This window comes from Sporosarcina sp. BI001-red, assembly GCF_003384035.1.
Taxonomy (GTDB): domain Bacteria; phylum Bacillota; class Bacilli; order Bacillales_A; family Planococcaceae; genus Sporosarcina.
On record NZ_QQAK01000001.1, the window covers coordinates 21,204 to 35,058 of the forward strand.

Annotated in this window: 10 protein-coding genes; 9 read left to right on the top strand and 1 reads right to left on the bottom strand. The window is 42.1% G+C overall.

Annotation, left to right across the window (positions count from 1 at the left end; genetic code table 11):
- Positions 1-8: 8 nt before the first annotated feature.
- Both DVB69_RS00115 and DVB69_RS00120 read left to right on the top strand, forming a co-directional pair.
- A complete protein-coding gene (locus tag DVB69_RS00115) occupies positions 9-569 on the top strand; it encodes a hypothetical protein (RefSeq protein ID WP_116015358.1) in 561 nt (186 codons plus the stop codon).
- A gap of 20 nt (positions 570-589) precedes the next feature.
- Entirely contained in the window at positions 590-1,168 is a 579-nt protein-coding gene (locus DVB69_RS00120) for a DUF3221 domain-containing protein (RefSeq protein WP_116015360.1), read from the top strand.
- Positions 1,169-1,590: 422 nt separating this feature from the next.
- Here the strand turns inward: DVB69_RS00120 and DVB69_RS00130 are convergent, their stop codons facing one another.
- Entirely contained in the window at positions 1,591-2,370 is a 780-nt protein-coding gene (locus tag DVB69_RS00130) for a serine hydrolase (protein ID WP_116015362.1), read from the bottom strand.
- Between the two features lie 807 nt (positions 2,371-3,177).
- Here DVB69_RS00130 and sstT point away from each other — a divergent pair.
- The 7 genes from sstT to DVB69_RS00165 all read left to right on the top strand — a co-directional run bounded on the left by sstT (position 3,178) and on the right by DVB69_RS00165 (position 13,810).
- Entirely contained in the window at positions 3,178-4,407 is a 1,230-nt protein-coding gene (sstT, locus tag DVB69_RS00135; protein ID WP_116015364.1) for a serine/threonine transporter SstT, read from the top strand.
- Between the two features lie 315 nt (positions 4,408-4,722).
- The gene (locus DVB69_RS00140) at positions 4,723-4,944 is read left to right on the top strand and encodes a heavy-metal-associated domain-containing protein (RefSeq protein ID WP_116015366.1); all 222 of its coding nucleotides are present in this window, start codon (positions 4,723-4,725) and stop codon (positions 4,942-4,944) included.
- 28 nt (positions 4,945-4,972) lie between these two features.
- Positions 4,973-6,859, top strand: coding sequence for a heavy metal translocating P-type ATPase (locus tag DVB69_RS00145; RefSeq protein ID WP_116015368.1), 1,887 nt, complete (start codon positions 4,973-4,975; stop codon positions 6,857-6,859).
- 13 nt (positions 6,860-6,872) lie between these two features.
- Complete coding sequence (locus DVB69_RS00150) at positions 6,873-7,580, top strand: Crp/Fnr family transcriptional regulator (RefSeq protein WP_116015370.1); 708 nt, start codon at positions 6,873-6,875, stop codon at positions 7,578-7,580.
- 248 nt (positions 7,581-7,828) lie between these two features.
- Positions 7,829-9,421, top strand: coding sequence for a type I restriction-modification system subunit M (locus DVB69_RS00155; RefSeq protein ID WP_116015372.1), 1,593 nt, complete (start codon positions 7,829-7,831; stop codon positions 9,419-9,421).
- On the top strand, positions 9,411-10,619 hold the full coding sequence (locus DVB69_RS00160; RefSeq protein ID WP_116015374.1) for a restriction endonuclease subunit S: 1,209 nt from the start codon (positions 9,411-9,413) through the stop codon (positions 10,617-10,619). Before DVB69_RS00155 ends, DVB69_RS00160 begins: the two co-directional genes overlap by 11 nt.
- Positions 10,620-10,642: 23 nt before the next feature.
- Positions 10,643-13,810 (top strand): type I restriction endonuclease subunit R, encoded by a 3,168-nt coding sequence (locus DVB69_RS00165; RefSeq protein WP_116015376.1) that lies wholly within the window; start codon positions 10,643-10,645, stop codon positions 13,808-13,810.
- Positions 13,811-13,855 lie beyond the last annotated feature (45 nt).

Here is a 13,855-nt window from a genome sequence, read left to right on the forward strand (position 1 = left end):
GCTGAACTATGAAAAAGATGGTTTTCATAGCTATTTTATCTGTTCTATTATTGATAGGCGGATGCGGGACAGAGGGGACAGACGGGAGAGCAGACGACAGTTCTGCCGAACAGGATAACTGGGGTGCAATCAAAAACGTAAGCGACCGTGATATTATTGCAGAACTAAAGCAAACTGTTGAAGAGTCGCCGCAGCGGGAATTGGCATCTCAAGAGCAACTGACGAGTATGGAATACACAGAAGGTTTTTTCGGGGACCCTTCTAAGGAATTGGAAGAGGATATGACTGTTCAAGCGATTGAAGGGCCAGCTGCAATAGAAGCGGTCCAAAAAGTGTACGGTGGTGATGACGGATTTGACAAAGAGGGTGTGCTCTTCTTCGAAAATCAGCAGAATGGTGCTACGCAGTCAGGAGTTTGGATCGGTTTGAAGGCTCCTGATGAGCGGTTGCAACAGGTTCTCGATATCTTGCAGCAGAAAGGAGAAGGGGAGAGATCTTATCAGAACCTATCTATATTTTCCTCAGTCCGCATACGCAGGTTGAATTACATGTTCAGCAAGACAAAGTAGCGAAAGCGGTGGATGGATTGATGGACGGACGGGGTTCTTATACGGTATCCACAGACATAATTACAGGAGTCATCGAAATAGGTCACGATTTTTTGAAAACCGGACAGCAGAAAAAACTGGAAAAACAGTTTCCTGATTATGCGTTGAATTTCAAACAGGATGGCAGAATGGTTGCAGAGCCAGGACAGTCCGCAATTATCAAACCGAAAGAGAACGAAACTAAGACTCCTGCAGAAGAAGGTGGATTTGTATTGGAGACTTCAGACGGCAGTTTTTTTGTTGCGGGAGGTACGGAAGGTGCGACGGACTATTCTTTCCCTGAAGCTAATCAGCTCACAGTCGGCCGGCGTGTGAGAGTCGAAGCAACTGGCGGAATTGCTGAGTCATATCCCGCGCAAGGTGCAGCGAAATTCGTTGAAATTCTTCCTGATTACCATCCGGTAAATGCAGTGCTTTCCGAATCACAAGCTGTTGCAAAAGCGATTCAGCAGAATACACGCGATTTTATCGTCATAGAAAAAGTGAGGTATGAAGCAACGCGCAGTGTTTGGATACTGACACTTAACGATGAGCGTATGATAGAGATTGAAGATCGGTGAAAGAGGATTAGAAAGCATTCCTGCGCACGGCAAAACTTAGATGCAAATTGAAATTCATGGTGCGACTATTTGTTTTGTGAAGCTTGAAGGCTAGAATTACAAAAAAACACATAGTAAATACAACTTATATAGAACTTATCAACTTCCATGCTATCTATTAATACCACTCGCATGTAGTTTGCTAGGAGTACCGAATGAATGTGCCAGGCAAGTCGTTGGTATAGGTTTAATCATTGGTATGGTTCAAGACTTTTGTGAAACTGCACTGAATTCATAGATTGCGGACTACTATGCTAAAGAGTATAAGGAAAGTAAGGGTGGTTAAGCGTCTACTGTGAAATCTTTAATAGTAAAGCAAAATCCACAACTACCGCGATTTGGTAATTGTGGTTTTTTTGCTTTACAAGTATTTTCACTTCTTCTTATAGATACTCAATGATCGCTTTGCCGATCTGAGCAATTGTCTTCTGACCGTCATGGTTATAGTCCCAGTTGGACGTCAAAACGGCGATATCAACGCGTCTGTTGCCCTTTTCAAAATATGCGATGTCGTGCTCAACGCCGGGAAGGGTGCCGGTTTTGTTGCCGATGATCAATGTTTCGTCGAAAATTGGCTGATACGCAGGGAGCTTATCGATCAGCTGTTGGTCGCGCATTATCGTTTTCAGTTGCTGTTTGCTTGTCAGCGATAGAAATTCGCTCGCTGGATCCAAGCATGCTAGGAAGCGAACCATATCTCTCGCCGTAGCGACATTTTCCAACCCTTTTGCCAAAGCATCATAGTCCATGAATTTCCGGCTTACTAGTGAGTGTTCGGCACCAACTTGTCTGAAAAACGCTTGGATGCGCTCAAGACCGACGTATTCGATAACGAGGTTGGCTGCTGTATTGTCTGAGACAATGATGGATAGTGTCAGTGCATTGCGCAACGTCATGTGGTCCATGTCGGTCATATACGCCAAAACACCTGATCCGCCAACTGGCTCCTCGATCTTCAGTTGTGCATCCAAATCGATTTCACCTCGATCCGCTGCTGCGAGACAAGCCATGGCAATCGGAACTTTCAAGATGCTTGCTGACCGCTGCACCTCATCCGGACATATTGCAATCGGCCCGTCAGGAGTACTTGCATAAAGCGAGACGGCTCCAGATGCGTCACTAGAGATTCTTTGGAGTTCCTGTTTCAATTGTATGTAATTCATGTCCTTCACCTGCCCAGTTGAGTGTAGAGTTCCAAGATAAGTAAAAATAATAGGGAATTGATATTACTTTGCAAAGGGAATTCTGAATTGTGCATTAACCTTCGCTTTAATGGTAGCACTCGTCAAACAAAAAAGCTCTTTCTTTTTTGTTTGGTAGAGTTAGGCGTACCTGTGTGCTAAACAATCATCAATGTTTATATCAACACGAAAATTCGCGACGTAGGTACATTTCACCTTTTTATATAGGGCGATGTCGGCCAACGAAAACCGAGTGAAAGTAGAAGTTGCCGCAGTGCTGCTTAAATCACAGGTAGTTGAGAAAGCGATACAGGAGTGGGGGATTGGCTTTAACATCAAAGAAAAAGTGGGCTAGAATTACGGTGCGCAGTGCTTGGCCGCTAACACAGAACGATGAACTAGTGTTGAGGAGTGAAGATCAGTGAAAGTGAGATAGAATGCTTTCTCTGTGTACGATACAACTCAAGAAAAGTTAGTGACTTTTCTGAAATGGAAAGGTTAGCATTTGGATTTATGAAATGGAAAAGCTGAGATTACTAAAAATTAAATAGTAATTTCAGCTATTTCAGCATATAATTATTTCAACACTTTCAATTAATAGAGAGGGAATTGCGAGTTGGCTCGGAAATATTCTGATATTAAAAAACTATTGTTCAATTATAAACCTATGTGCTAAAATTAATTCTCAGTCAACTTTGATGAAAAAATTGCATATGTTTACTTAGTGGATAGGGACGATTGCACGATTCTATTACTGGGGTTTTTAAAAAAGGTTTGGGGGGGAAAATGATGAAGAATCTATTTACTAAATGGAATCAAATCAGTCTAGTAAAAAGAATTATTGTTGGTATTATTCTTGGTGTTATTTTAGCTCTTACGGTTCCTAATGCAAGTTGGATTAATATTTTCGGTTCATTATTTGTCGGTGCTTTAAAAGCTGTAGCACCCGTTCTAGTATTATTTTTAGTCATGTATGCACTTGCTGCGCATAAGCGCGGTACGAAAACGAATATGAAAACGGTTCTTGCTCTTTATGCAATTGGTACACTTCTAGCAGGGGTTGTCGCTGTTGCGGTAAGTTTTATATTCCCAGTCACACTAACGTTGACTAAAGGCGCAGAAGGACTTACACCTCCAGAAGGCATTGTCGAGGTTCTTCAAACAGTCCTCTTTAATATGGTATCCAATCCAGTCGACGCATTACTAAATGCGAACTATCTAGGCATTTTAATGTGGGCAGTTGTTCTGGGTCTTGCGTTAAAAAGTGCGAATCAAAACACGAAAGACATGTTAGGCAGTTTTTCAGATGCGATCACTAAAGTGGTACAGTGGGTCATCAGTCTAGCACCGATTGGTATTATGGGACTTGTATTTGATGCGATTGTAACAACTGGCCTTTCTTCTTTACTCGTTTACGGAAAGTTAGTAGTAATACTAGTTGGATGTATGCTGTTCATTGCACTTGTTGTGAATCCGTTGATCGTATATGTCTATATACGCAGAAACCCGTATCCACTAGTGTTCAAAGTGTTAAAAGAAAGCGGTATCACGGCATTCTTCACACGCAGTTCGGCTGCAAACATCCCTGTGAATATGAAATTATGTGAAGAACTTGGCTTGGATGAAGATACGTATGCCGTATCCATTCCTTTAGGAGCCACGATTAATATGGCGGGCGCAGCCGTTACAATATCTGTGCTTACACTTGCAGCAGTCCACACGCTTGATATTCATGTGGACTTCATGACTGCCATTCTGCTTTCTGTTATAGCAGCCGTTTCTGCAGCAGGTGCGTCAGGTGTAGCGGGTGGATCACTTCTATTGATTCCACTGGCATGTAGTTTGTTTGGTGTACCAAATGAGATTGCGATGCAAGTCGTAGGTGTAGGCTTTATCATCGGGGTTGTTCAAGACTCTTGTGAAACTGCATTGAACTCTTCGACGGACGTATTGTTCACAGCTGCAGCGGAGTATGCTAAAGAGTATAAGGAAAGTAAAGCTGCTACTGTAAAATCTTAAGGATAATAGGAATAAAAGAGGCTACAATTACCGGAGATAATCTGGTGATTGTAGTTTTTTTATTGTGGAATGCTGGTGAGTGAAACAAACATAATCGTTTTGATCAGGCTTTTTTATAAAGAGTGAGGCAGGGTATGAAAATCTAAAATAAGCTGTAACTGACTATCCAACGGGTGCCATCACCTCGTTGGATAGTAGACCAATCATAAAAACATGTGAATATCAGAATCTTGAGGAGCGTCAAGGTTTCAAATCAGAAACCCTCTTATACTACAGGTAGAAGATAAGTAACCAACTCATAGGAGGATGAAGATTATGAAAAAAGGTGTATTTACATTAGAACCACTTAGCTGCCCGTCGTGTATTAAGAAGATTGAAAGCGCGTTAGGAAAAATGGAAGGGATTCAAGAAGTGAAAGTCCTGTTTAACTCGAGTAAAGTGCGTACTCAGTTCGATGAAGACAAAGTCACAGCGGATGAAATCCAACAAACGATTTCAAAGCTAGGCTATCCAGTACTTACACAAAAAGTATCTTGAACGACCACTCAGGAAAGGAGGACCCGTCATGAATGCAAAAAGAACGTATCAAATCACAGCTGTAACAGCGATACTACTGCTCCTCGCAATTGGGCTCCATTTTTCAGGCTTGGCAGAAAGTCAGAAATGGACGCTGATTACAGCGACTGTCATTGCAGGGACACCTATCGCATGGAAAGCAAGTCAAGCACTTCGAATGAAAGCGTTCAGCATTGAACTGCTCGTAACCATCGCAGTCATCGGTGCCTTATTCATCGGAGAATATGTTGAGTCCGCTGCGGTTACATTTCTCTTCTTGTTCGGGGCTTTTCTTGAAGTTCGGACACTCGAAAAAACTCGCTCGTCACTCAAATCACTCATTGACATGGCACCACTTGAAGCAACGGTCATCCGGGAAGGCGAAACAATGACGATTTCAATTGAAGACGTCATAGAAGGAGACCGCGTGATCATCCGCTCTGGAGAAAAAGTCGCAACGGATGGCGTCATCGTCACAGGAAACGCAACAGTCAACGAATCAGCGATTACTGGGGAATCAGTACCCGCTCGAAAAGCAATAGATGACCGCGTCTTTAGTGGGAGTATCGTCGATAACGGATTCATCGAAGTGATCGCTGACCGCGTAGGTGACGACACAACTTTCGCACAAATCATAGAACTTGTAGAAGAAGCACAAGAAACGAAATCGAAAACACAAAAGTTCCTCGATCGTTTTGCAACAGTGTACACTCCAGCGATCGTCATATTATCTATACTTGTCTACATTTTTACACGAAATATTGAAATGACACTGACATTCTTAGTCGTCGCGTGTCCAGGTGCACTCGTCATCTCTGCTCCCGTATCCATCGTCGCAGGCATTGGAAATGGAGCTCGACACGGTGTGCTCGTCAAAGGCGGCGAAATCATGGAAAATCTAGCAAAAGTCGACACCGTTGTGTTCGATAAAACAGGAACACTTACAAAAGGACGTCCTGAAGTGATGGATATCTACACTGTCGAAGGCGATGAAAACAAATTACTGCGTCTTGTCGCTGAAGCCGAAATGATTTCCGAACATCATCTAGGTCAAACGATCGTGAAAGAAGCTCAAAAGCGAGGAATCACGTTAATCAATCAACCTAACGACGCTGAAATCATCGAAGGCAATGGTGTGCGCGTGACAATTGAAAACAAAATCCTCACAGTCGGCAATCGTAAACTAATGGCGGCTAGAGACATTGTCATAGAAGAATCCATCGAAGCGTACGCAGTTCAACGAGAAAAAGCTGGCAGTACAGCCATCTTCGCAGCCATTGACGGAGTCGTGCAAGGTATCATCTCCATTGCAGATCAGATTCGTCCGGAAGCAAAAGAAGCGATACAAGAGTTGAGAGACAATGGTGTCAAACAAGTGATTATGTTAACGGGTGACAATCGGCATACAGCCGAATTGGTCGGCAAACAGCTCGGACTTGATCACATTCACTCAGAGCTATTACCGGAAGACAAAGTAGCGTGGATCAAGCAGTTAAAAGCAGCTGGCCACATCGTCGCGATGGCGGGAGACGGCATTAACGATGCACCCGCAATCGCGACAGCAGACATTGGACTCGCCATGGGGGAAGGCGGAACCGACATCTCGATGGAAACGGCCGATGTTGTCCTTATGGCAGACCGACTCGACCAGTTCTCTCACGCCCATGCATTAGCAAAAGCAACCATCCTAAATATGAAGCAAAACACATATTTCGCAGTTACAACGGTATTCATCCTACTTGCGGGTGTCCTTTTCGGAAAAGTTTTTCTTGCTTCAGGCATGCTCATCCACGAAGTGAGTGTATTGCTCGTCATCCTCAACGCAGTTCGCTTAATGCGGTATACGAAGAAGGAAAGGAAGCGAAATATACCGAATAGAGTACTACAACCGGAGTGAAGGGAGAATTCCAATGACTGAACACAATTCCTGCGGACATGAAGCGGCAAGTAACGAGGAGATGCGTCATTCCTGTATCGCGACTGTACCGATTTTCAACCATTTAACTGCAGAGGAAATGAATGAAATTGTAAAAACGACCAACTCCGTCGCGTATGCAAAAGGAGAAGCCATCTATCACGCAGGTGAACCTTCTATCGGACTGCAAATCGTGCACAAAGGACGACTCAAAATCTATCGATTATCGGAAACAGGAAAAGAACAATTGGTTCGCATACTCGGTCCAGGAGACTTCACAGGGGAACTGTCGCTCTTCAGCGAATCCGTGAACGATGCATACGCAGAAGCCTTAGAGCCAATAGAAATATGTGCCATGAATCGCGAAACCCTCCAACAGTTTTTATTGAAATACCCACCCATCTCACTGAAGATGTTAACCGAGTTTTCTTTACGACTGTTAAAATCCGAACAGCAATCGGCCAGTATCGCAATGGAGACCGTTGAAATGCGAATTGCGATGTATCTGGCAGACCAAACCGAAGAACAACGAAGTCAATTGATCACACTACCTATGACACGTAAAGACTTGGCTTCGCATCTCGGAACGACACCTGAAACGGTGAGCCGTAAGTTGACGGAGTTTGAGGAGGCAGGGTGGATTGAGCAAGAGACGCAGCGGGAAATTCGGGTGTTGGATTTGGATGCTTTGTTGTTGGCTTGAAATCTTTTGAATAGCAAAAATTATTCTGATCAATGTGAGATTCAACCATGAAAAATTATTGCATAAGTGCCTTAACTAGCTCCTTCCTATTCAGGAGGGGTCTAGTTGGTTTTCTGATATAGCGACATGGTACAGATATGATACAATCAGAGGTAGAACCATCTTTTTTACAGGAACGAGGAAATGAAGCAATCGTAAGATGAATTCTACCAAAGAACAATTACATACAGAAAAGTGAGGAACACATTATGTCCGAGTTAAACTCAAGATTATTTAGTGCGGCAGATAATCTGCGCAGCAAAATGGATGCATCCGAATACAAAAATTATTTATTAGGTTTGATTTTCTATAAATATCTATCCGACCTGCTGCTTGTAAAAGTTGTGGAGCTAGCAGATGAATCAATAGAAGAATTCGATACTGCAGAAAAACAGACACAACTGTATACCGAGTTGTTGGCGGATGATGATGTGAAGAGCGACTTGATAGAGACATTAGTCGACACAGTGGGGTATGACATTCAGCCGGAATATTTGTTCAGTTATTTAACGGAGCAGGCAAAGCAAAACACATTTCAGTTAAATGAATTAACAAAAGCGTTTACGGATCTATCAACAAGATACCTACAATTCTCAGGACTGTTCGATGACGTCGATTTGACATCGAAAAAGCTAGGTTCTGATCCCCAGCAGCGCAACATTACGATTTCAGAGGTCATTAAAAAACTGAATCCGATTAATCTATTAGGTCATGGCGGGGACGTGATTGGTGATGCATATGAATACCTCATTAGCCAATTCGCATCTGAAGCTGGAAAAAAGGCGGGGGAATTCTATACCCCACACGAAGTATCTGTCATGATGGCGCGTATTGCCGCAATGGGGCAAGAAGACAAACAGTTGTTCAGTGTTTATGACCCAACGATGGGGTCGGGCTCACTTATGTTGAACATCCGGAATTATCTCAATCATCCTGAAAACGTGAAGTATCACGGACAAGAGCTGAACACGACAACGTTCAACTTAGCGAAGATGAACCTGATTCTACATGGCGTTGATAACGAAGACATCCGTCTTAGCAACGGCGATACATTGAATAAAGACTGGCCGACAGACGAGCCGTATACATTTGATTCCGTATTAATGAATCCGCCGTATTCAGCGAAGTGGTCATCCGATGATACGTTCTTAGACGATTCAAGGTTCAACCGATATGGCCGCCTAGCACCAAAGTCAAAAGCAGACTTTGCTTTTCTATTACACGGTCTGTATCACTTAAAAGACTCGGGAACGATGGCAATCGTATTACCACACGGTGTGTTATTCCGCGGCGCTGCGGAAGGAATTATTCGAAAGAAACTACTAGAAGACGGCAGCATTGACGCAGTCATTGGCATGCCATCGAATCTATTCTTCGGGACGTCGATTCCTACGACAGTGATCATCTTGAAGAAAAACCGAACAACACGTGATGTATTATTCATCGACGCAAGTAGTGAGTTCACAAAAGGTAAAAACCAAAACAAATTATCGTTGGAGAATCTCGATAAAATCGTTGAAACGTATGAAAAGCGAGAAGATGTTGAGAAGTATTCGCACGTTGCGAGTTTTGAAGAAATTAAAGAGAATGAATTCAACTTGAACATCCCACGTTATGTCGACACGTTTGAAGAAGAAAAGCCTGTTGATATGGCGGCGGTTGGGGCAAGTATTAAAGATATTCGTAAAGAGAAAGCTGAATTAGAGAAAAATCTATATAAGATGATTTCTTCATTGGAGTATGGTGAAGAGAATGAAGAATGGATTAAAGGTGCATTAGAGGTGTTTAATCGTGGGGAATAAAAAAATTCCGGAAGTTAGTTTTTCAGGATTTGATAAGGAATGGAAAGTAGAAAAGTTAGGGGATTTAGTATCAATAAAATCAGGTTGGTCTCCATCGAACTTTAATGAAACTCATAATAAAAAGGGCTCTTTATTTATAAAAGTCGATGATTTAAATTATTCATCACGTGAACAAATGAATTCTCGTATGAAAGTCGAAGATACTCAACGATTTATGAAAATGAAAAAAGGTAGCACTATCTTTCCGAAAAGAGGTGCTGCCATAATGACAAATAAGATTAGAATTCTAGGCTTGGATGCCTACATGGATACAAATATGATGGCTCTAGAACCATTAAGTATAAATGGAGAGTTTCTTTATACATTTATATCAAAAACTGGATTATATAAAATTGCTGATACATCTACATTGCCACAAATCAATAATAAACATATTGAACCCTACATTATTTTTCTTCCTACTGAAAAAGAGCAAAAAAAGGTAGGAGAGTTTTTTAAAACACTTGATAAAATTATCACTCTCCACCAACAAGAACTAACTACCCTCAAACAAACAAAACAAGGGTTCTTGCAAAAGATGTTTCCGAAGGAAGGCGAGACAGTTCCGGAAGTTCGGTTTCCGAAGTTTAGTGGAGAGTGGGAAAATCGGACACTGGACCAAGTTTTCAAAGAATTTATTGTACCAATGAGAGATAAACCAAAAGAATTTTCTGGTGATATACCATGGACGAGAATTGAAGATATTGAGGGCAGATATATTAATGGCACTAAAAGTGGCCAATATGTTTCTAAAGAAACCATCGACTTAATGAAATTGAGGATTATACCTAAAGGATCTTTAATTGTTTCGGCAAGCGCTACATTTGGAATCGTGGCTATAGTGAATAACGATTTAATAACTAATCAAACTTTCATAGGTTTAGTACCAAATACAAATAACAATATAGAGTTTTTATATGCTTTTTTCAAGTCGGCTAGCATCACCAAAAAATTAAAAAGAGAATCTGCAGGTTCAATCATATTTTATATATCAAGAAAGCAGTTTGAGAATTTAGATGGTAGCTTTCCAGGATTCGAAGAACAAACCCAAATCGGCAATTTCTTCAAACAACTAGACGACACAATCTCTCTCCATGAACAAGAACTTGAAGCATTGAAACAAACAAAACAAGCATTTTTGCAAAAGATGTTTGTCTGAGTAGCTGGAAAGGAGGAGTACGGATGTCAAAACTTCAGTATAACGATGAAGCCGAAGTGGAACGCCGCCTGATTGAAGTGTTAGGCGAAGGTCATAATCAGTGGAATTACAGGCCGGATTTGAAGTCGGAAGAAGATTTGTGGAACAACTTGAGAAAGATTATTACGCAAAATAATTTATCTGAAATTGGAGAAGTGCCGCTTACGGACCATGAATTTGAAACGATTCAAACGGAATTGATGCTAGTGACGAAGACACCGTTTGAAGCAGCTAAATGGCTGAAAGGTGAAAATGGAATTGCGCGGATTACGATTGAACGAGAAGACGTGTCGCTTGGTTCCCTATCACTCGTGTTGTATTCGAATCAGGATATTGGTGGCGGCATCTCAACCTATGAAGTGGTAAATCAGATTGCGAAACAGAAAATAGACGATACGGGACGTGACCGTCGATTCGATGTCACGTTGTTAATCAATGGACTGCCGATTGTGCAGATTGAGTTAAAACAAGTGACTGCGAAAGATGGCGTTTATCAAGCGTTTAATCAAATCAAAAAGTATGCCGAAGAGGGCGTATTCCGTAACAACATCTTTGCGACGCTTCAGTTGTTTGTTATCTCGAATGAACAAACGACGCGTTACTTCGCAAATGCAATGCCGAAAAATCTTCATCGGAAATTCATTTTCAGCTGGCGCACACCCGACAATGAAAAAGTAGACAACTTGTATGACTTTTGTAAACAAGTACTCAACATTCCCGATGCACATCGTCTCATAGCGAACTATACGATCGTGAGTGAAGATCAGGACAATAAAGTGTTGATGGTCTTACATCCATACCAAATCCATGCGATTGAAGCGTTATTTGCTTCTGCCATGAAGCACGAATCGGGGTATGTCTGGCATGCGACTGGTTCTGGTAAGACGCTGACGAGTTTTGTGTCGACCAAATTGCTTGCTCGAAAACCGGGTGTCGATCGTACAGTCATGCTTATCGACCGGAAAGACTTGGACAATCAGACAACGAGTGAATTCACGAAGTTTGCGTCAGAATACAATACCGGAATTTCATCCGGTACAGCAAGATCGAACAGCTTAATAGTCGGTACGGGAAGTTCAAGAGAGCTCAGTGAAACATTGCTATCGAGTGCAAACTCAAATGCGGTCATAGTCACGACGCGTCAAAAGCTTGAATCTGCATTGAAACATGCGAAGCGAGTAGAAGAAGAGCGAGGGACGAACCGATTTAAAAAGCTGATCGGTGAGCACATCGTTTTCGTCGTAGATGAATGTCACCGTGCGTTAAGCGCTGAAGGCATGAAGTCGATTCAAGAATTCTTCCCGAATTCCACATGGTTCGGTTTCACAGGAACACCGATATTTGAAGAGAATAAAAAACAAGCTCAAGGTAGTCTTGCGCGCACGACTCATGACCAATACGGAGAAGTACTGCATACGTATACCATTAAAAATGCATTGGAAGACGGTGCGGTATTAGGATTCCAAGTCGAGCATGAAGATACGATTGACGGAGACTCGCTATATGAAAATATCTATGACCAGCTGCGTCAAAAAGAGAAGTATGCGAATCTGTCGAGTGATGAATTGGCCAAATTTATTGACGAAATGGATCCGATTAAAAAAGAAGAGTTTCTGGAGACCACGACGTTTGAGACAGATGATCATATTCAAGAGGTCCTTCATAAACTATTGAAACCAGACAATGCGTATACAAAGTTTGATTTTAAAAATGGGCGTCCGACGAAATCAGCTATTTTGACAACGAGCTCCATTAATATGGCGAAGCGCTATTATCACGCCATTAAAAAGATGACGGCAACTCCAGAATGGATGGCAACGGAATTTGCTGCTCATCCACTGCGTAAAGGACGGACGATGGATGATCCTGATTTTCCACGAATTGCGATTACGTATTCCCTTTCAGAAAACGAAGAGAATGCCAACGATTCCCAAGAGGAAATGAAAGCAATCATCAACGACTACAATGCCTATTATGGAACTGCCTGGTCGTTGGAAGACATTGACCGTTACAACGGGGACATTAACAATCGACTCGCACGAAAACGAGCGGAGTTTAAAAAAGTCGGTAAGCAAGTCGATTTAGTCATTGTCGTCGATCGTTTATTGACTGGCTTTGACGCACCGACAGTTCAAACGTTGTTTGTCGATCGGAACCTTAGTTATGCGAATCTAATACAAGCCTTTTCCCGAACGAATCGGACATATCCAGATAAGACTAAAGGATTGATCGTCACGTATCGTAAACCTGCGACTATGCAGAAAAACGTAGAAGAAGCGACGAAGTTATACTCACAAGCACAGGAAGAAACGATGCTTGTTTATCCGTCTTATGAGAAGTCAAAAAAACGCTTTGACACAGCACATCAAGAATTCAATACTTCTGTACCGGATATTGCAAATGTGGACGAACACTCCCCATTGGAACATCGTGTGGAATTTGTGAAAGCGTTCCAGGAGTTAAACAATGCGTTCGAAGCACTTGTCACGTACGATGACTACAATGATGACATGGAGAAATCGGAAGTATTGCAAGAACAAGTAAAAACACTGGAAGAGTACGTAGGAATTTATAATACAGTGAAAGGTTCACTTATAAATGAATCTGACCCAGCTGACCCAGCAGATCCGATTGAGGACTTCTCGGAAATCGAATTTTATGGCGATAACACAGCGAAACTCTATGACATCGATTCCGCGTACATTGACCAGTTGTTAGAAGCATATACACCGAATAATAAGGACACGCGCGAAGAAATTGAGCGAGCGCTGCAGAAGATGAACAAACCAGAAGCCGTTAAAAACATCTACCACAATATGCTGAACGAAATCGATACGAGATTAGTCGAACCTGACGAAGACATCATGGCCATCAAACGGAAGTACTTCAAAGAGGCTTCCAATGCAGCCATCGAAAACTTATCGAACACGTGGTTCGTCAACGAAGACCAGCTGCATTTATCGGCTATTCAATATGTCCCGGGATCCGATGATATCCCAAACATCAGCGGTATTCTGGATAGTAAACGATTCGACAAGTATAAAGAAATCCATCCAACAGCGAAGCCATTGAAATATGGGCCGCAGATGAAACGTGAGTGGTTAAAGATGTTGCAAGATGAGATTGTGCCTTATGGGGATGAGTTGCGGTAGGAGAAAGCTAGAAGTTTTATTAATAATTAGAAGACCCAATCTGCT

Coding starts and splice junctions, on each gene's coding strand:
- DVB69_RS00115 (WP_116015358.1), top strand. CDS start 9: ATGAAAAAGATGGTTTTCATAGCTATTTTATCTGTTCTATTATTGATA.
- DVB69_RS00120 (WP_116015360.1), top strand. CDS start 590: ATGGACGGACGGGGTTCTTATACGGTATCCACAGACATAATTACAGGA.
- DVB69_RS00130 (WP_116015362.1), bottom strand. CDS start 2,370: ATGAATTACATACAATTGAAACAGGAACTCCAAAGAATCTCTAGTGAC.
- sstT (WP_116015364.1), top strand. CDS start 3,178: ATGAAGAATCTATTTACTAAATGGAATCAAATCAGTCTAGTAAAAAGA.
- DVB69_RS00140 (WP_116015366.1), top strand. CDS start 4,723: ATGAAAAAAGGTGTATTTACATTAGAACCACTTAGCTGCCCGTCGTGT.
- DVB69_RS00145 (WP_116015368.1), top strand. CDS start 4,973: ATGAATGCAAAAAGAACGTATCAAATCACAGCTGTAACAGCGATACTA.
- DVB69_RS00150 (WP_116015370.1), top strand. CDS start 6,873: ATGACTGAACACAATTCCTGCGGACATGAAGCGGCAAGTAACGAGGAG.
- DVB69_RS00155 (WP_116015372.1), top strand. CDS start 7,829: ATGTCCGAGTTAAACTCAAGATTATTTAGTGCGGCAGATAATCTGCGC.
- DVB69_RS00165 (WP_116015376.1), top strand. CDS start 10,643: ATGTCAAAACTTCAGTATAACGATGAAGCCGAAGTGGAACGCCGCCTG.